This window comes from Acinetobacter sp. yr461 (genome assembly GCF_900110445.1).
GTDB classification, from domain to species: domain Bacteria; phylum Pseudomonadota; class Gammaproteobacteria; order Pseudomonadales; family Moraxellaceae; genus Acinetobacter; species Acinetobacter calcoaceticus.
The window spans coordinates 25,701-43,398 of sequence record NZ_FODU01000016.1; the positions used below are offsets into that span (position 1 = coordinate 25,701).

General features: G+C 37.5%; 16 protein-coding genes. 7 read left to right on the forward strand and 9 right to left on the reverse strand.

From position 1 onward, the window contains the following. Positions 1-52 precede the first annotated feature (52 nt). Entirely contained in the window at positions 53-1,060 is a 1,008-nt protein-coding gene (locus tag BMW38_RS16450; protein ID WP_170834087.1) for a hypothetical protein, read from the reverse strand. A gap of 392 nt (positions 1,061-1,452) precedes the next feature. On the opposite strand from BMW38_RS16450, the gene fadB reads away from it, so the two are divergent. Together fadB and fadA are read left to right on the forward strand one after the other, a co-directional pair. Further along, entirely contained in the window at positions 1,453-3,606 is a 2,154-nt protein-coding gene (gene fadB, locus BMW38_RS16455) for a fatty acid oxidation complex subunit alpha FadB (RefSeq protein ID WP_092710067.1), read from the forward strand. A gap of 12 nt (positions 3,607-3,618) precedes the next feature. Beyond that, on the forward strand, positions 3,619-4,791 hold the full coding sequence (gene fadA / locus BMW38_RS16460; protein ID WP_004640802.1) for an acetyl-CoA C-acyltransferase FadA: 1,173 nt from the start codon (positions 3,619-3,621) through the stop codon (positions 4,789-4,791). A 44-nt stretch (positions 4,792-4,835) separates the two neighbouring features. Here fadA and BMW38_RS16465 read toward each other — a convergent pair whose 3' ends face one another. Continuing rightward, on the reverse strand, positions 4,836-5,327 hold the full coding sequence (locus BMW38_RS16465) for a hypothetical protein (protein ID WP_213031187.1): 492 nt from the start codon (positions 5,325-5,327) through the stop codon (positions 4,836-4,838). Between the two features lie 280 nt (positions 5,328-5,607). Between BMW38_RS16465 and BMW38_RS16470 the strand changes: the two genes are divergently transcribed. After that, the gene (locus BMW38_RS16470; RefSeq protein ID WP_092710071.1) at positions 5,608-6,324 is read left to right on the forward strand and encodes a hypothetical protein; all 717 of its coding nucleotides are present in this window, start codon (positions 5,608-5,610) and stop codon (positions 6,322-6,324) included. Positions 6,325-6,389: 65 nt separating this feature from the next. On the opposite strand, the gene BMW38_RS16475 is transcribed toward BMW38_RS16470, so the two are convergent. Continuing rightward, positions 6,390-7,034: an RBBP9/YdeN family alpha/beta hydrolase gene (locus BMW38_RS16475; RefSeq protein ID WP_092710074.1), complete on the reverse strand. Its 645-nt coding sequence runs from the start codon at positions 7,032-7,034 to the stop codon at positions 6,390-6,392. A 71-nt stretch (positions 7,035-7,105) separates the two neighbouring features. Here BMW38_RS16475 and BMW38_RS16480 point away from each other — a divergent pair, with 71 nt between their 5' ends. Continuing rightward, complete coding sequence (locus tag BMW38_RS16480; RefSeq protein WP_092710078.1) at positions 7,106-7,471, forward strand: MerR family transcriptional regulator; 366 nt, start codon at positions 7,106-7,108, stop codon at positions 7,469-7,471. A gap of 21 nt (positions 7,472-7,492) precedes the next feature. On the opposite strand, the gene BMW38_RS16485 is transcribed toward BMW38_RS16480, so the two are convergent. Beyond that, the gene (locus BMW38_RS16485) at positions 7,493-8,251 is read right to left on the reverse strand and encodes a hypothetical protein (protein WP_092710081.1); all 759 of its coding nucleotides are present in this window, start codon (positions 8,249-8,251) and stop codon (positions 7,493-7,495) included. Positions 8,252-8,429: 178 nt separating this feature from the next. Between BMW38_RS16485 and BMW38_RS16490 the strand changes: the two genes are divergently transcribed. The 3 genes from BMW38_RS16490 to BMW38_RS16500 all read left to right on the forward strand — a co-directional run bounded on the left by BMW38_RS16490 (position 8,430) and on the right by BMW38_RS16500 (position 11,661). Then, complete coding sequence (locus BMW38_RS16490) at positions 8,430-9,131, forward strand: DsbA family oxidoreductase (protein WP_003654526.1); 702 nt, start codon at positions 8,430-8,432, stop codon at positions 9,129-9,131. Positions 9,132-9,491: 360 nt separating this feature from the next. Then, complete coding sequence (locus BMW38_RS16495) at positions 9,492-10,634, forward strand: hypothetical protein (RefSeq protein ID WP_092710084.1); 1,143 nt, start codon at positions 9,492-9,494, stop codon at positions 10,632-10,634. A 124-nt stretch (positions 10,635-10,758) separates the two neighbouring features. Next, complete coding sequence (locus BMW38_RS16500) at positions 10,759-11,661, forward strand: selenocysteine synthase (RefSeq protein ID WP_092710087.1); 903 nt, start codon at positions 10,759-10,761, stop codon at positions 11,659-11,661. An 82-nt stretch (positions 11,662-11,743) separates the two neighbouring features. On the opposite strand, the gene htpG is transcribed toward BMW38_RS16500, so the two are convergent. The 5 genes from htpG to BMW38_RS16525 form a co-directional block, all read right to left on the reverse strand. Further along, positions 11,744-13,663, reverse strand: coding sequence for a molecular chaperone HtpG (htpG, locus tag BMW38_RS16505; RefSeq protein ID WP_092710090.1), 1,920 nt, complete (start codon positions 13,661-13,663; stop codon positions 11,744-11,746). Between the two features lie 102 nt (positions 13,664-13,765). After that, on the reverse strand, positions 13,766-14,119 hold the full coding sequence (locus tag BMW38_RS16510; RefSeq protein ID WP_092710093.1) for a lysozyme inhibitor LprI family protein: 354 nt from the start codon (positions 14,117-14,119) through the stop codon (positions 13,766-13,768). Between the two features lie 187 nt (positions 14,120-14,306). Continuing rightward, positions 14,307-14,888 (reverse strand): OmpW/AlkL family protein, encoded by a 582-nt coding sequence (locus BMW38_RS16515; protein ID WP_092710107.1) that lies wholly within the window; start codon positions 14,886-14,888, stop codon positions 14,307-14,309. 329 nt (positions 14,889-15,217) lie between these two features. Further along, entirely contained in the window at positions 15,218-16,642 is a 1,425-nt protein-coding gene (locus BMW38_RS16520) for a Na+/H+ antiporter family protein (protein WP_004640760.1), read from the reverse strand. A gap of 101 nt (positions 16,643-16,743) precedes the next feature. Beyond that, positions 16,744-17,622 carry an alpha/beta fold hydrolase gene (locus tag BMW38_RS16525; protein ID WP_080592996.1) on the reverse strand — a complete coding sequence of 293 codons (879 nt, stop codon included), beginning with the start codon at positions 17,620-17,622 and terminating at the stop codon, positions 16,744-16,746. Positions 17,623-17,698 lie beyond the last annotated feature (76 nt).

Here is a 17,698-nt window from a genome sequence, read left to right on the forward strand (position 1 = left end):
TAGAAATCTCAAAAATATTCATTCTTGAGATTTCTTAAACTCAGCTTTTAACTTAGTTTTGATATGCTTTCCAATTTAATGCTGTCAGAGAATCGAGTGCTCTTGCCGCGGTTTCATTGTAGACATAACAACCAGATTTCAATTGTGCAATTCTTAACTGAGCAACACGGATACGCTCAGGCGTATCAGCATTTTTTAAGAATATTTCCCAATGCTTAATTTCTTGATCAGCTGTCCAACCAATGTTACTCGTGTAATCTGCTGCATATGTCTTACCTTGATATTGCACCGCAACACCATCATTCTCAGCAAAACCTAAACTAGCATCATAAATTGTTGTCCACTGAACATTTTGCCATGTCCCCTTAACTGCTTTATAAGTCAAACCAAATGGATTCGTTTGGTTCAAATAATTAAGATACGGGCCATTTTCAGCATCAAAATCCTCAAAACTTTGATCAATTTCGTAATTTTGATCAACATTAAATGCAAATGTCTCTTGATTAGATTTTTTTGAAACTAAGCGATAACAACTACTTCCTTGAGGGAATTTATTCTGTCCATAGGTATTAAGAAATATACGCCCATTAGTCGTACTTTCATCACTCACTGAAAAGCCTACTGCTCGATAACCAGGTAAAACTGTATCAAACATATTCTTATTAGAGAGGTCAACTCTTTGAAATTTCCAATCCTCTTTAACATCTCCAATGATGTCTAGTCTCCAATCTGTGAGCGAATTAAAATTCATAACATTAATTGCTTTATCAGTTGGGAAATAGAGTTTTTTCTCAGTTAACAGATATTCGCTTAAAGCTTGATTAGAGGAGCCATCTGTTGATTTTTTATTAAATATTTCGAAATAAGTATTATTTAACTCATCTGTTTTTTCATCAGTATTGTAATCCATAAAATAATAACGGGCACCATCTGCGATGGAATCTTGTGAATTACCACTTTGGTTGTTATTCGCTGAATTATCATCACTAGAACCACCGCCTCCACATGCACTCAACATAAAAGGAAGGATGGCGAAAATCATAAATTTATTTTTTAACATAATACATACTTTATTGAACATTTTTATAACACAAAGTTTATCCAAAGATAAAAAAATAGACAATACTTTCTGTCTAATAATTCACAAAAAATCTTAATTTTCATTACCAATTCAAAAACTAAGGTAATCAACTATCTGCTACATTCCCTTACTTTCTCTTGAACTCCTATCTATTAAGCAGTTCTTTAAATAAAAATATGTTTTTCATATATATAGTTGAAGAAAGTTGTTAAAAAAAAATTGATGACCCTTGCGTCACGGCTTGATACAACTTGTCAGGTTTTTTTTAGATATAGTTATCGTAAGATTAGCGAAGCATAAATGTGTACCAAAGCTGTGCACACGCTTCATAACATCAATTTAGAAGTCCTCCAAAACCAAGGAGATCAGGCATGATCCACGCTGGCAATGCCATTACCGTCCAAATGCTTTCGGACGGAATTGCAGAATTCCGCTTTGACTTACAAGGTGAGTCGGTCAATAAATTTAACCGTGCAACAATTGAAGATTTCCAAGCTGCTATTGCTGCGGTAAAAGCAAATAATGATATTAAAGGCTTAGTTGTTACCTCTGGCAAATCAACATTTATTGTTGGGGCAGACATTACCGAGTTTGGTGAAAATTTCGCTCAAGGTGAAAAAGCGATTGTTGACTGGCTTATGCCTGTTCACGAAATCTTCAATAGTTTTGAAGATTTAGAGATTCCAAAAGTTGTTGCTATTAACGGTATGGCGTTAGGCGGCGGTTTTGAAATGTGTTTAGTGTGTGACTATCGTGTGATGTCAGAAGCTGCACAGGTTGGCTTACCAGAAATTAAACTTGGTATTTACCCAGGTTTCGGTGGTAGCGTACGTTTAAGCCGTGTTATCGGTATCGACAACGCGGTTGAATGGATGGCAATGGCTGCTCCGAAAAAACCGGCTGCTGCGCTAAAAGATGGTGCTGTAGATGCGGTTGTAGCTGCTGATAAATTACTTGATGCTGCAACTGATTTAGTTAAGCAAGCAATTTCTGGTCGTTTGAACTGGAAAGCAAAGCGTCAAGAAAAACTTGATGCTGTGAAATTGAACCCGCTTGAACAAATGATGGCGTTCAACACAGCAAAAGGCGCAGTACTTGCTAAAGCGAATCCGGCTCAGTACCCTGCTCCAAAATTATTACTTGATTCATTACAAGCAGGTGCAAGCCTTGCGCGTGACGAAGCATTAAAAGCTGAAGCTGAAGGTTTTGCTAAAGCAGCAATTACTCCACAAGCTGGTGCATTGATTGGTTTATTCCTCAATGACCAAGTTGTTAAGAAAACTGCTAAGAAACATGAAAAAGGTGCTCACCCTGTAAACCAAGCAGCTGTACTTGGCGCTGGTATTATGGGTGGTGGTATTGCTTACCAAGCGGCAAGCAAAGGCACACCAATTATCATGAAAGATATTGGTAACCCACAACTTGCACTAGGTATGTCAGAAGCGAACAGCTTGTTAACTAAACAAGTTGAACGTAAGAAAATGAAACCTGCACAAATGGGTGAAACCCTTGCACGTATCCGTCCTACTTTAAGCTACGATGAGTTTAAAGAAGTCGACATCGTGATTGAAGCAGTTACAGAAAATCCAAAAGTTAAAGAAATCGTTCTCGCAGACACTGAAAAGCATGTTCGTGAAAATACGATTATTGCGTCTAACACGTCTACAATTTCAATTACGCGTTTAGCGAAAGCTTTACAACGTCCTGAAAACTTCGTAGGTATGCACTTCTTCAACCCTGTTCACATGATGCCGCTTGTAGAAGTAATTCGTGGTGAAAAGACTTCTGAAGAAGCAATTGCAACTACTGTTGTTCTTGCTCAAAAAATGGGTAAAACACCAATCGTTGTAAACGACTGCCCAGGGTTCTTGGTTAACCGCGTATTGTTCCCTTACTTTGGTGCGTTTGACCTTCTTGTAAAAGACGGCGCAGACTTCCAGCAAGTTGACAATGTAATGTCTAAGTTTGGTTGGCCAATGGGTCCTGCTTACCTCATCGACGTTGTTGGTATCGACACTGGTGTACATGGTGCAGAAGTTATGGCTGAAGGTTTCCCAGACCGTATGAAGCCAGACTACAAAGGTTCAATCCAAGCAATGTACGAAGCTAAACGTCTTGGTCAAAAGAATGACGTTGGTTTCTACAAATACGAACTCGACAAGAAAGGCAAGAAAGCAAAAACTGTTGATCCAACAGCATATGAAATCATTGCTCCTTTCGTCACTGGTGAAAAACGCGAGTTTGATAACCAAGAAATCATTGACCGCATGATGCTTGCTTTCTGTAACGAAACAGTTCGTTGCTTAGAAGACAACATCGTTGCAACTGCAGCTGAAGCTGATATGGCAATGATTATGGGTGTAGGTTTCCCTCCATTCCGTGGTGGTCCATGTCGTTATATCGACCAAACAGGTGTTGCTGAATACGTTGCGCTTTGCAACAAATATGCACACTTAGGTAAGGCTTATGAAGCGCCACAAATGTTGCGTGACATGGCTGCTAACAACAAAAAATTCTACGGTTAAGGAGCAACGTGAATGGCTACTTTAAATCCACGTGACGTTGTCATCGTTGATGGCGTACGTTCTGCAATGGGTAAAACCAAAAACGGTATGTTCCGCAATGTACGTGCTGACAGCTTATCTGCTGAATTAGTTCGTGCACTCGTTGCTCGTAACCAGTTTGATACCAATGAAGTTGAAGACTTGATCTGGGGCTGTGTAAACCAGACTCTAGAGCAAGGTATGAACATTGGCCGTAACATTGGCTTATTGGCTGACTTACCAAAAACTGTGGCAGGTCAAACGGTAAACCGTCTTTGTGGTTCTTCTATGCAAGCGCTTCATACTGCTGCCGCACAGATTGCAACTAACCAAGGTGATATCTTCATTATTGGTGGTGTAGAGCACATGGGTCACGTAGGTATGATGCATGGCATCGACCTTAACCCAGAAGCATCTAAACACTACGCTAAAGCATCTAACATGATGGGCTTAACAGCTGAAATGTTAGGTCGTATGAATGGCATTAGCCGTGAAGAGCAAGATGCTTTTGGTGTTGAATCTCATCGCCGTGCTTGGGCTGCAACACAAGAAGGTCGTTTCAAAAATGAAATCGTTGGTGTTGAAGGCCACGATGCAAATGGTTTTAAAATCCTTTGCGACATCGATGAAGTGATTCGTCCAGATGCAAACCTTGAATCGTTCAAAGCATTACGTCCTGTATTCGATCCAAAAGGCGGTACTGTAACTGCGGCTACATCTTCAGCTTTGTCTGATGGTGCTTCTGCAATGTTGCTTATGTCTGCTGAGCGCGCACAAGCGTTAGGTTTAAAACCACGCGCTGTAATTCGCTCTATGGCAGTTGCAGGCTGCGACGCTGCAATCATGGGTTACGGTCCAGTTCCAGCAACTCAAAAAGCGCTTAAACGTGCTGGTTTAACGATGGCTGATATTCAAACTATCGAGTTAAACGAAGCATTTGCTGCTCAAGGCTTATCAGTAATGAAAGGCTTAGGCGTTTATGACAAGCAAGACATCATTAACTTAAATGGTGGTGCGATTGCTTTGGGTCACCCACTAGGCTGTTCTGGTGCGCGTATCACCACTACGTTGTTGAACGTAATGGAACAACAAGATACTCAAATTGGTCTTGCGACGATGTGTATCGGCCTTGGTCAAGGTATTGCAACGATTATCGAACGTGTTTAATTAACACCACGATAAAAAAATCCCCGCTCAATGCGGGGATTTTTTTATCGGCCTTTTAAACCATCTTGAATTTGCTGTTGTAAATTTATGAGGTCATTAATATTCACTTTCATCGTCCCATCACGATAAGCATCAACATTACTTCGGTTAATGTTCAGAGGTCTTAACATTTCAAAAATACCGTTGGTTGGATCAGAAGACTGTATTCCACCGGCTACCGCTAAAATGTATTGTTGTAAGAATGGAGAAAGTTGAGACAAATCTGGTTGTGCCATAACTGGCTGATAATCTACCGTAGTCATGCCTTCAGGGACCAAAGCATTCTGTATATCATTATGAGTTTTATACTCACGGTGTTGCAGAGCCTGACGCACTTTTTTATCTTCTTGAAATGGTACAAACCCCACCTCTTCACGTAGCTCAGATTCAGCCATAACGCGAATTGTTGGTAAAGTAGCGACCTCTTCAGCTTGAACAGTCGGCAACCCCATAAAAGCAAATGCAGCGATCAAAGCTGATTGTTTTAGAAAGTTCATAACTTGCTCCAAAAATCAGTCACCCTATTCAAATTAAAAAGATGATGATTAAATTAAAAGTATCTATAAATAGGCTACAACAAAGTCGAATTTGATTCAGTAATGCTCAGATAAACGGTAAATATAATTAAATTTTTTAATGTAATAGTAAGGAACTTTATAAAAATATTTTAGAAATTAGCCTGAATGTGACTAAGTCAGATCATACTGTTAGATTTAAATATTAAGATCTTTTGTTTATAGTCAGACTTTTATACATCCATTGAATTCAACAGAAATAATGAACTTTAAAATATTAAATCAGAGCATTCTCATGAGCTGCCTGCTAGTCAGTTTATTTCTCACTGGTTGTGCGAGTAATCGCGTTATTGGTGAAAGTACACGAGAGCTATTTACAAAATATGAGTCAGGCCATGAATGGATCACTTTAGTTGAAGATAATGTAATCGCATTCGGAAAACCCTCAATATCTCTCCCTAATGAACCTGAGAACAGTATTGTCATCGCAGGTAAAAAATATAGTTATGTCATTAGTAAAGGCGGTAACGATTTCATTCAATTAATTAGCCAGTTAAATCCACAATATATTCAAATAAGTAATGATCTGGATTTTATTGCACCTGCTTCCAACAGTAATCATTTTAGCGGGCACATTAGATTTTCTTATAATCCGCCTCATGGAAAATTGAATGAAAAGGAACTAGCTTTATTCAAACAATATGGCGTGGTTCAGTGTGACTGCACAGAAAAGTTAGAGTCACATAAATTTGATCTTAATCTTGAAGGAACTGTTTATCCTACTGTAAGTAACCTTAACTCACTAAAGCCATTGTCAAAACCCTATCACGTTAAGATTCAATATCTTCACTATAAGAGTGGCAAAGTACCATTATCAACTAAGGAGAAGTTAGGAAATTTACCACTGCTTCCGTTCCCCTTAACTTTCGATATTATCGCTTTACCTGCGAAAGTCATAGGTATCATTTATCAGCCTTAATAAACTTTCAATGACAATAATGAGTTTTAAAAAAGTAAAATCCCCGATCAATACGGGGATTTTTATTAGTTCTCTAACATCTCTTTTAAAGAATTCACCACTTGTGGAAACGTCGTATAACCTTCTCTACCTAAAAAGTGCCCACCATTAGGAACAGTAATGTACGGCGCATCAATTTCTTTAGCCAATTGAATCGTAAGTTTTGGTGGAACCAAATCATCGTTATCAGACAAATAAACGAGTTTTTTCTTTATGTCATGAAAGTAACTCATATCGACTTTGCTTTTTGTTATATAAGCATCGAGTGGAGAAAAATCTGAAATAGTTCCAGAAAATCCGGATACTAAAATCATTCCTCCCATGTTTTGATAATCATGTCTTTGCAAAAAGTGCAGTAAAGTAATAACACCTAAACTGTGAGCAACGAAATACGTATTTTCATCCACAGTAGGGATATATTGATCTAAAACTTTCTGCCATGCTTCCACATCCGGATGTTCAGAATCTGGAAATGGAATTAAGGTAACGGTTGTATCTTCATCTTCTATTTGATGTTTTAGATCTAAAAACCAGTGATCGTCGATAGAAGCAGAGTAACCATGAAGTACAAATATTTGACGCATGTTGTTCTCCCGAAGTTCAATTGTTTTGGCATTTGCAACGAATGACATGAAGCCGAATAACATTAATAAAATGAGTTTTCTAATCATGGAACAAGTACCATTTTGAAAGATATAAACATGCTAAACTATGACACCACTGTTAAGGTCAACCCTATTTTATGAACCTTGCCAAAGTTGCCGAGCTCACAAAAGTAAGCCCTCGTATGCTACGTTATTATGAGAGTTTAGGGCTTATACAGCCTCATCGGGCGAGTAATAACTATCGAAGTTATACGCAAAAAGATATTGAAAATATTAAGAAAATTAAAATATTGAATGATGCAGGAATGAATCTAAAAGACATTCCGGCTTTGTTACCTTGTTTTGATTTAGATGAACGCATATTTACGCTATGTTCAGTAGTTCAAGAAAAGCTGCAAACTGAGCTCATGCACGTGTCCCAGCAGTTAATCAAACTACAATCTTCTCAAAGTTTATTACAATCTTTTTTAACAAAAGGGAAAGCTGAGAGCACCAATCCATAAATTTTGATGCTCACGTTCAATTTATTCTTTTAAATCTCCCTCTAATGCAGCTACGTTCCTTTTCTTAATTTTTTCAACTTTTGCATTCAGCTTTAAAACATCTTGGTAAAGCTGGTTAAATTTTTTGACTTGGGCATTTTCATGAAAAAGAATCATTTGGTCTTTCTTTTGCCATGGATAGTTTTTTAGAAGTTTAAACATTTCTGCTGCTTTATCTAAAATTTGCAGTTCAATCATAAAAATTGCATGATCTTGATCAGCCTTTTGTTGAGACCCCAATTTCATTTCCAGCAGTTGCCTCATCTCTGCATCCACAGATAATTCCTGAACTTTTGCTAAGAAAGTTTTATGAATTTTTTCATATTGAGTTTGATATTTATCTGAAGCCGTACGAACATCGGCTAACATTTTTTCTGTTTCCACATACTTCTGTTTTTTATCAAGATCTAAACGATCAACATTTAAAAAAGTATCCCACTTTGCTGCTTTTAATTCTCTTAAATATTCATTACGTGCATTTATATTTTGAATCCAATAACTTAAGAGAAATTCTGAAATTTGCTTATAGTGACCTGCCAAACGTTTATCGTGAATATCGAGTTGGATGGGTTTAGACCAGTCTTGTGCTTGGTCATAAAGCTGGTTCATTTTTTCAGTCATGACCACATCAAACATTTGGCTACTGTCTTTGGCCTGTTGCTGTTTGATATGTTGATAGGTGAAAAAAATAATACTCGTGATAACAACCAGACTTGCAATTGCAATCAAAACTCGGCGCATACACACCTCCTATTTCCCTTCTTATAGTTTTGCTCTTTATAGTTATGAAATAGAGCTTATATCTTCTTTATATGCCATTTATTTCACAATACGCAACACTCTATTCGCTATTCAAAGCTTTAAATCCTTGGACATCATCCCTATTATGATGGGTAATTAAAATTTATGAGATTCTCCCATGCGTGTTGATGTCTGGTCTGATGTAGTTTGTCCTTTCTGTTATATCGGCAAAAAACGCCTTGAACATGTAGCTGCTGAAGCAGGTATTGAACTTGAAATTCACTGGCATAGTTTTGAATTAGATCCTGATGCGCCAGCAAAACATGACACATCAAATACAGAACGTTTGGCTAAAAAATACGGCCGTACCTATGAAGAGATGGAAGAAATGGAGCGCAATATTGCGGCCATGGCTGCCTCTGAAGGTATTGATTTCCAATGGCAAAAGGCTAACTCTGGCAATAGTTTCAATGCACACCGTATTATTCACCTTGCGCAAAGCAAAGGTTTGGGTAACCAAGCAAAAGAAGCTTTTTTCCATGCTTATATGACCGAAGGTCTAGCAATTGGTGAACGTGAAGTTGTTGAAGAAATCGCTTCTCGTATTGGTCTTGATAATGCCGAAGTTGAATTTGTATTAGATACAAATGAACTCTCTGACTTTGTTCGTCATGATGAAAAAATTGCGAAAGAGCAGTTAAATGTTACTGGCGTGCCATTTTTTGTATTTGATCAAAGAATTGCGCTTGCAGGTGCTCAACCACGTGAAGTCTTTTTAAACGTCTTAGAGCAAGCACAGCTCAAAGCAAATGCTGAAGAAGTTGAACAGGATGATGCGGCTGTTTGTAATGATGAATCATGTGATATTCCACAGAAATAAATCAGCACAATTAAAAGTGTGATTAAATCGTATGTTTTATCACCATTTTAGCAATAGAGCGTTCTAAAAAAAGAACTATCTAATTGTTTAAAATCAGTTTATCATTGCCGCTTAGAATATTCGCGCTGTAATGTTCTGTTTTTTATGTGTTTAATGATCGGAATTTGAAGTTTCCTTGATCTATCATCCCCCTTAACTGGGGGATTTTTTTTATGTAAAAATAATCGCTACTAGCTTAAACTTTTTAATTTATTTCAAATATGTAAGAAAAGTTAAATTTACTTAACTTTTGTGTCGCCCTCTTGATTTTATTAGAAAAATCAACAAAAGTGGAAACAACAACAAAACATAAAGATAGATATGAAAACATTTCATGTAATGCCGTACCGGCAGATTTTTGCACTTTTAACGCTTGGATTCGGTTCAGTATGCATTACTCATGCAGAGACCATCTCTTCTTCCTCAAACCAGCAGGTAGGAGGTTCAAGCTCTGGAGTACAAACCGAAGTCACAACAGATGAAAATCTTCTAGATCAGATTCCGCGCTGGGTGGACGCGACCCCCACCATTTTTCCAGAGCAGTCCAATCAACCTATTGTTCCACCTACTGAACAAACAGAAGACCAGACATGGGTTGACCGTAAACAAAAGAACATTCGTAATTGGGCCGATCGTACTTCTGAAAAAATTGACAACTGGTTTGGTGAAGTCGATCCAAAGAAACCTGCAACAGCAACTATTCGCGTAATGGTCGATAATTATTGGAATGAATACGATAACTTTGAAATTAAGCCCAGAATACGAGGTAGGATTAAGCTACCTACTCTAGAAAAACGTCTAAGCGTCGTGTTTGGTGATGACTCTTTAGATAACGAATTTAATAACAGTCCAGCCAATATTAACCAGAACCCAAATCAAGGTTCAAATAAGAAACTAGACGGTAAGCAAACTCGAGATGACAACAGTTCTATTGCTTTACGTTGGTCAGATTTCTCGAAAAAATTGCCTTTTGAAACAGATGCTGACTTAGGTATTCGTTCTGGAGATGATATTTACGTTCGTTTAAAAGCATCGAGAGATTGGCAATTACGTAATGATTTTAAATTTTATGCAGAGCAAATTTATCGTTATGGCATAGACAGCGAAAACTACTTACGTACCAATCTTGAACTTACACATGCCAGACCAAATCAGCCAATTTTATCGAATCAATTCAGCCTGACCTATGCCGATGATCAAGATGATGATCTAGCTTGGGAAAACCGGACTTTCCGCGAGCATAGTTTCTTTGCAAATAACCGTTTTAACTATGGTATTTATACCAGTGGTTATTACAACGACAATGACTTACGTTTAAATAGCTGGGGGCCTTTTGTTTCATGGCGTCAACCTGTTTTACGTGAATGGTTCTTTGTTCAAGGAGATGTAAATTACTTTAATGACCATCGTGAAGATCGCAACCATTTCGTCAGCACATTCTTACGTCTAGAAGCACTTTTTTAAGCCTGTAAACATCACCTTGGAAACTTCATTCAAGGTGATGAATAATAAAACACTTTTAAATAAAAATTTAAGCTTAGCCTCTTAAAATATTATTCTAATTTTTGATTCTTTTTTATTCTGAACGATGAATCAATTCTCTTCTTTTTCATTTCACTACAGATCAACTGTCTTAGTTTGTATTTATAGTCTGGGCGTATTGGCTTTACTTCCGCATACTCAATTTTTTTACAGTTCTATAAAGCACCAACGTTCAAGACGACATTCCTACTCGTCGAATCAACTCAGCAAAGCAAACAGACTATCTCTGCCATTTGCACTCTCTCCTTGTGAAATAGAGACAAATAATTCTTTACCCGATGGAGCCTTAATTCAAGAACTTATGGCTGTATTCGGAAATGATACGTTATGGAAGCGTGCAACCCAGCCTGAACACCCTTATAAAGCCTTGGGTAAGAAAAAGAAGAAAGCATCATCAAATCAAGCTGCACCAACTAATCCACTCAGTGCAAGCTGGGCCACCATTTCAACCTGGATGCCTTTTGAAAATAATCTTGATCTAGGTTCAAACTCAGAAAGTGATGTCTATGTACAATTTTTGGCAAAGAAAAAATGGAACTTAAGACATAACGTTAGTTTAGATACAGAGCAGATATTTCGTTACGGTTCGACCAGCCGGCACTACACTGAAACCACTCTCAATCTAACGCAGAAAATGCAAGATAACACATTATTTTCTAATAAATTTAATGTAAACAAGAGCGAAAATGAAGATTACAACTGGGGAAATTGGACTTTTCAACAATTTGAGTTTGTAAAAGATAATAGTCTGACTTACGGTGTCTATAGTGGTGGCGTATATACCAAAAATGATATGCGACTAAATAGCTGGGGACCTTATATTTCATGGCGCCAGCCTGTGTGGCGAAATTGGCTTTTTATGCAAAATGACCTGAATTTTTTTAACCATATTGATGACGATCCGAAACATCAACTCAGCGTTCAAATGAATCTAGAAGCTAATTTTTAGCCAAAAATTATCAAATTGTGGATAACTCTTTCTTTATCCACAAAAAAGCCCCTGAAGGTTCAGAGGCTTTTTTTATACTGAATTATTTCAACAGTAAGCTATTAATACGTTTTACATAAGCTGCTGGGTCTTCTGGTAAACCACCTTCAGCAATAACGGCCTGATCGAAAATCACATTTGCCAAATCATCAAAATGTTCTGAACCTTCAAGTTTTTTCACTAATGGATGCTCAGGGTTAATTTCTAAAATTGGTTTGATTTCAGGAACTTCTTGTCCCGCTTGTTTTAACATGCGAATAAGTTGAGGTGATAACTCACCTTCGCTTGTTACTAAACACGCAGGAGAGTCGACCAGACGCGTAGTTACGCGTACTTCTTTGGTTTTCGCTTTCAATGAATCACTTAGCTTATCAACAACAGGTTTGAATTGTTCAGCTGCTTGCTCAAGTGCTTTTTTCTCTTCAGCATCTTGCAAATCACCTAAATCAACCGCGCCTTTAGAGACATTCTTTAATGGCGTACCTTCAAACTCTTGAACAAAGTTCATTGCCCATTCGTCAACACGCTCTGCCATTAATAATACTTCAATGCCTTTTTTCTTGAACAACTCAAGCTGTGGCGAGTTTTTCGCTGCCGCTAAACTGTCAGCAGTCACATAATAGATGGCTTTTTGGCCCTCTTTCATACGTGCCTTATAGTCAGCGAAAGAAGTCGTCACTTCATCATTTGTTGAAGTTGCATAACGTAATAATTTTAAAATACGTTCGCGATTACCAAAGTCTTCGCCCAAGCCTTCTTTAATGACTGAGCCAAACTCACTATAGAAAGTCTTGAATTTTTCTTGGTCTTTTTCATCTGTCGATTTAGCCAAACCATCAAGCACAGTTAATACACGGCGTGCATTACCTTCACGAATCGTTTTTACATCACGACTTTCTTGTAGCAACTCACGGCTTACATTAAGCGGTAAATCGGCGCTATCCACCACACCTTGAACAAAACGTAAATAATTTGGAATTAAATTATCTGCATCATCCATAATGAACACACGTTTTACATAAAGCTTAATGCCCGCTTTTGCTTCACGAGTAAAAATGTCATGTGGTGCTTTACTTGGAATATAAAGTAATTGGGTATATTCGGTACTGCCTTCAACTCGGTTATGCGCCCAAGCCAATGGCGCTTCAAAGTCGTGAGTTAAATTTTTGTAGAACTCAATGTACTGCTCTTCAGTCACTTCACTCTTGTTACGTGTCCATAAAGCACTTGCCGAGTTGATCGCTTCCCACTCGCCAGTTTTGACCATTTGACCGCCTTTAGACTCTTCGCCTTCAGCTGCCTCTTCCTCTTGCCAAACTTCTTTTTGCATTTCAATTGGCAAGCTAATGTGGTCAGAGTATTTATTAACGATCTGCTTAACTTTATAAGATTCTAAATAATCAAGAGCGTCATCACGCAAGTGAAGAATGATGTCTGTACCACGTGAAGCCTTATCAATTTGCTGAACTTCAAACTCACCTGTACCACCACTAATCCAACGCACCCCTTCAGATGCATCTAGACCTGCACGGCGTGATTCCACTGTAATTTTATCGGCAACAATAAAACCTGAGTAAAAGCCCACACCAAATTGACCAATCAACTGAGCATCTGCTTTTTGATCACCAGTCAATTTTGACATGAAATCTTTAGTACCCGATTTTGCAATCGTACCTAAGTTATCAATCGCTTCTTGCTGGTTTAGGCCAATACCGTTATCAGAAATTGTTAAAGTTTTATCTTCTTTATTTAAAATAACTCGTACATGTAAATCTGGATCATTTTCATAATATTCAGGATGATTAATTCCTTCAAAGCGCAACTTATCACATGCATCTGATGCATTAGAGATAAGCTCGCGTAAGAAAATCTCAGGGTTAGAATAGAGAGAATGCGTCACTAAATGTAAAAGCTGTGCAACTTCCGCTTGGAAACTATAATTTTGTGATGCTTGTTCACTCATAAATCACTCCTTAAATTTTGAAGTCTGTTTGTTCTCGAATGCTTTATGAATGGAGGACTTCTAGAATTTTTCAATCCTGAATATTAAAAATTTTTACTCTAATTAAAATGGACCATGGCTTAGCACTCTATCTTGCAATATTGTGTCTAACTGCTTTTGACGTTGTTGATAAGCTTTAGCAATACAACTTACACCAGCAGCACAAGCATTTCTTTTTTTCAGCCATTGGTATTGAGCATCTTTCTGGCTATCACGCCCACCCATTGGTAAAGCATGCAGAACAATTTGATAGGTTGTTGCCATTTTTACATCTGCATCATTTAAGGAACGATTTTTACAAATACTCTTTTCCGTTTTAGTTTTTGCAGCATCACAAGAAAAACTTGCTGCTTGTAAATTCTGTGTAAAAGCTATGCTACTAAAAAGCGCCAAGCAAATCGCTAATTTGTTATTCATGATTTTATTCCCATGTTTGTAATGAATAAAAATTAGTTTAGAAAAAAATATGCATAAGATGTGTAGAAAACTGTCTGTTTTATGCTTTTTTTAGTGCAAGTAAAACTCATAAAAAAACCTCACATAAAATATATGTGAGGTGCCTGAGTCTAGGTTTATTATTATATTGTTCTATTTATTATTATGCTTAAAATTTATAGCTATAACCTAAAGTATAAACAAATGGATTAATATCTAGATCAAACTTAGCACCATTTGTTAAAGTAACTTCCGGACTAATATCCATATAACGAACATCTACAAATACTCCCCAGTTTTTAGCATCAGCAGGTTGGAAGTTAAAACCAACTTGCCCTGCTACACCAAAATCTTCTTTAACTTTGTCAGCAACCCCTTCTTCATCCCAAGGAATAAATGCGGTTGCACCAACACCAATATACGGCGTAAAACGCGTCGAGTTTTTAAAATGGTATTTTGCAGTAATCGTTGGTGGTAACTGTTTAATACGCGCTACCTTGTTTCCGTCTAACAACACATCATGATTAACTGGGGCAGCTAATAATAATTCTGCTGAAAAAGGCGATTGACCAAAAAAGTATTCAACTGATGGTGTAAATGCATATTCATGATCTGCTTTTACGACACCTAATGCAGTTGTTGTGTCTTCTGATGGAGCAATAACACTTCCACCAAATTTAACTTGCCAGTTACCAGCAAAAGTAAAAGAAGACATCCCCATTAATGCAACAACCAAAGCTTTTTTGAACACTTTAATATCTCCAAACTTATTTATATTTATAATAAACACGTATTTTAAAATCATGCAATACTCATTATAAAACTATTTTATTTTTTATTTTTAAATAACTGTTTTAAATAAAATTATATATTAACCAACTATTTTAATAGGTTTTAAAACCAACCTTATTAATCAAGATTATCTTATATTACCAACCATTTTAATATACTTTTTAATTCTGAGTATTTTAATATAATTTATTTTAAATACATCTTTTATTTAGTTAATAAAAAACCCTCTTAATTTAAATCTAAAGATCATCATTAAGAAGGTTAATCATTCAATATTTTATAAAAAATTTATAAAACCATTGCAGCAATCCAGCCAAAAATTAATAGCGGAATATTAAAATGAATAAATGTAGGTACAACCGTATCCCAAATATGATCATGTTGCCCATCTACACCTAAACCAGCTGTTGGTCCTAAGGTTGAATCAGAAGCTGGTGAACCTGCATCACCTAATGCTGCGGCTGTCCCAATAAGAGCAATAGTCGCTAATGGTGAAAATCCAAACTGTACGCATAAAGGTACATAAATGACCGCAAGTACAGGTACACTTGAGAAAGATGAACCAATACCAATTGTGACAAATAAACCAATGCATAGCATTAAGAAAGCTGCGAGTGCACGATTATCTCCGATAATATCGACTACACCGTTCACTAGCTGATTAATATCTCCCGTATGGGTCATCACTGATGCGAAGCCCGCAGCGGAAATCATAATGAAACCCACCAGGGCCATCATCCGCATGCCTTGTACAAAGACATCATCTGCATCTTGCCACTTAAAAATTCCAGCAGTAGATAGAACAGCAAAACCGACTAAACCACCCAAAATCATTGAGCCTGAATAAAGCTGTGCAGCGAGTGTCAGACCGATTGCAAGGAGTGCCATAAAAATGGTTTTCTTGGCAATCACTGGCGCCTGCTCTGCCTCATGCTTTAACTCTTCAGCATCTGCTTTTAAGTCAGCTGTTTCAACTTGAGTAGTTGCACGAAGAGGCTTATCTAAATCAATCGTTGTGGTTGGCGTAATAGCACGATCGGCATAAATCCTTGGTTTACGGTAGCTAATAAATACAGCAACCAAAGTACCTAAAACCATCCCCAAAACTGGAATGGCCATGCCAATTGACATCATCCCACGCTCTACATGCAAGCCGTACGCCGCACCGACCTTGTTGATATTTCCCATCAAAATTTGTTCAAGGAAAATTGCACCAAACCCAACTGGAAGGAAAATATAAGTTCCGACTAAACCTAGAGTAAGCACACAGGCTGCGGCTCTACGGTCTAACTTTAAATGGTTCATTACCCGTAATAATGGCGGAACGAGTACAGGAATAAAGGCAATATGAACCGGAATAAGGTTCTGAGAGAAAATAGCTGAAATAAGTAAAATACCTAATAGTAGATATTTCACTTTAGTTTGACGGCTTTTCCCCGCTTCCATTCCCAACAAACCAATAAGTTTATGAGCAAGTAAATCAGGTAAACCAGATTTTGACAGTGCTAGAGCGAATGCTCCTAGCACTGCATAGGCAAGTGCGACTTCAGCACCATCACCAAGACCAGCGTTAAAGGCATCAACGGTTTGAGAAAGGCTTAAACCTGCTACGAGGCCGCCTACAATGGCAGAAACCACTAAAGTCAGTACGACAGAAACGCGTGCCAGTGATAATAAAAACATCACTGCAATCGCAATAACGACAGCATTCATGAATAAATTCAGAGCAAAACAAAAGGCGATATTCTATCAGATTCAGATCTATGAAGCCGAAAATATCGCCGAATTAACTGTTTTATGCAGTCACTCAATCATTAAGCTTGAGCCTTAATAAACTGACGAATATGATCTGCAATTTTCGCAGGCTCACTCAGAATTGCCCAGTGATTTGCCTCAAGCTCTACATATTCAAATTTTTCTACCCATTTTGGCATAGCCTCAGTGATATATTCAGGGCTCACAAAAGTATCATATTTTAAAATAACCGCTTTGACTGGACATTGCGCATAACGTTGACGTGGGCCAGTTAAACGAGGAATAAAATTGGCACGATATAAATTAATGCCATATTTACCATCAGCATTAATATTATTATTTAAAGGTAAATTACTTTTCCTCTCTAACTGAGTCAGCACTTTCCCCCATTTTTCAGGACTAAAAAGAGACCACACTGTTGGTGCTAGTAGAGGAAGATGGAATGCACCGATATACCAAGATTTGGTTAATATTTTTAAGATTTGACCTGGTGAAGATTTAAATTTATCACGCAAAAATAAAGCGGCATGATCAAGACATGGTCCAGAAATTGTTGTATATGACAATAAACGCCCTTTAAATTTAGGCTCTGTTGCCGACTCCCAAGACTGGATCGAACCCCAATCGTGCGCAGCCATATGAAATTGACGATTTGGTAATAATTCATCAACGACTTCTTGTAAGTCTAGAGATAAACGCTCCAAACGGTAATCACGTATACGTTTTGGTATAGAAGACAAACCCGCCCCACGTACATCATAGGTGACAATGTAGAAGTCATTGATTAAATGTTCAATGATGGATTCCCATACTTCTTGATTGTCAGGATAACCATGTACTAAAACCAACGGTGTATTTTTTTCGTCGCCCCATGTCTTGGCACAAAGCGTTTGTTGGTCACTTGTTGTTACTGTATGAACTTTTGGCTGCATAATCATTTCCTATCTTGTTTTTCAATCGATCATGTCGTTAGTCGGATAGAGCATTGCTATCAATATAAAAAAGATGATACTT

Bases quoted from the DNA above. Each gene is read 5' to 3' on its own strand.
- BMW38_RS16450 (WP_170834087.1), bottom strand. From the start codon at position 1,060: ATGTTAAAAAATAAATTTATGATTTTCGCCATCCTTCCTTTTATGTTG.
- fadB (WP_092710067.1), top strand. From the start codon at position 1,453: ATGATCCACGCTGGCAATGCCATTACCGTCCAAATGCTTTCGGACGGA.
- fadA (WP_004640802.1), top strand. From the start codon at position 3,619: ATGGCTACTTTAAATCCACGTGACGTTGTCATCGTTGATGGCGTACGT.
- BMW38_RS16465 (WP_213031187.1), bottom strand. From the start codon at position 5,327: ATGAACTTTCTAAAACAATCAGCTTTGATCGCTGCATTTGCTTTTATG.
- BMW38_RS16470 (WP_092710071.1), top strand. From the start codon at position 5,608: ATGAACTTTAAAATATTAAATCAGAGCATTCTCATGAGCTGCCTGCTA.
- BMW38_RS16475 (WP_092710074.1), bottom strand. From the start codon at position 7,034: ATGATTAGAAAACTCATTTTATTAATGTTATTCGGCTTCATGTCATTC.
- BMW38_RS16480 (WP_092710078.1), top strand. From the start codon at position 7,106: ATGAACCTTGCCAAAGTTGCCGAGCTCACAAAAGTAAGCCCTCGTATG.
- BMW38_RS16485 (WP_092710081.1), bottom strand. From the start codon at position 8,251: ATGCGCCGAGTTTTGATTGCAATTGCAAGTCTGGTTGTTATCACGAGT.
- BMW38_RS16490 (WP_003654526.1), top strand. From the start codon at position 8,430: ATGCGTGTTGATGTCTGGTCTGATGTAGTTTGTCCTTTCTGTTATATC.
- BMW38_RS16495 (WP_092710084.1), top strand. From the start codon at position 9,492: ATGAAAACATTTCATGTAATGCCGTACCGGCAGATTTTTGCACTTTTA.
- BMW38_RS16500 (WP_092710087.1), top strand. From the start codon at position 10,759: ATGAATCAATTCTCTTCTTTTTCATTTCACTACAGATCAACTGTCTTA.
- htpG (WP_092710090.1), bottom strand. From the start codon at position 13,663: ATGAGTGAACAAGCATCACAAAATTATAGTTTCCAAGCGGAAGTTGCA.
- BMW38_RS16510 (WP_092710093.1), bottom strand. From the start codon at position 14,119: ATGAATAACAAATTAGCGATTTGCTTGGCGCTTTTTAGTAGCATAGCT.
- BMW38_RS16520 (WP_004640760.1), bottom strand. From the start codon at position 16,642: ATGAATGCTGTCGTTATTGCGATTGCAGTGATGTTTTTATTATCACTG.
- BMW38_RS16525 (WP_080592996.1), bottom strand. From the start codon at position 17,622: ATGATTATGCAGCCAAAAGTTCATACAGTAACAACAAGTGACCAACAA.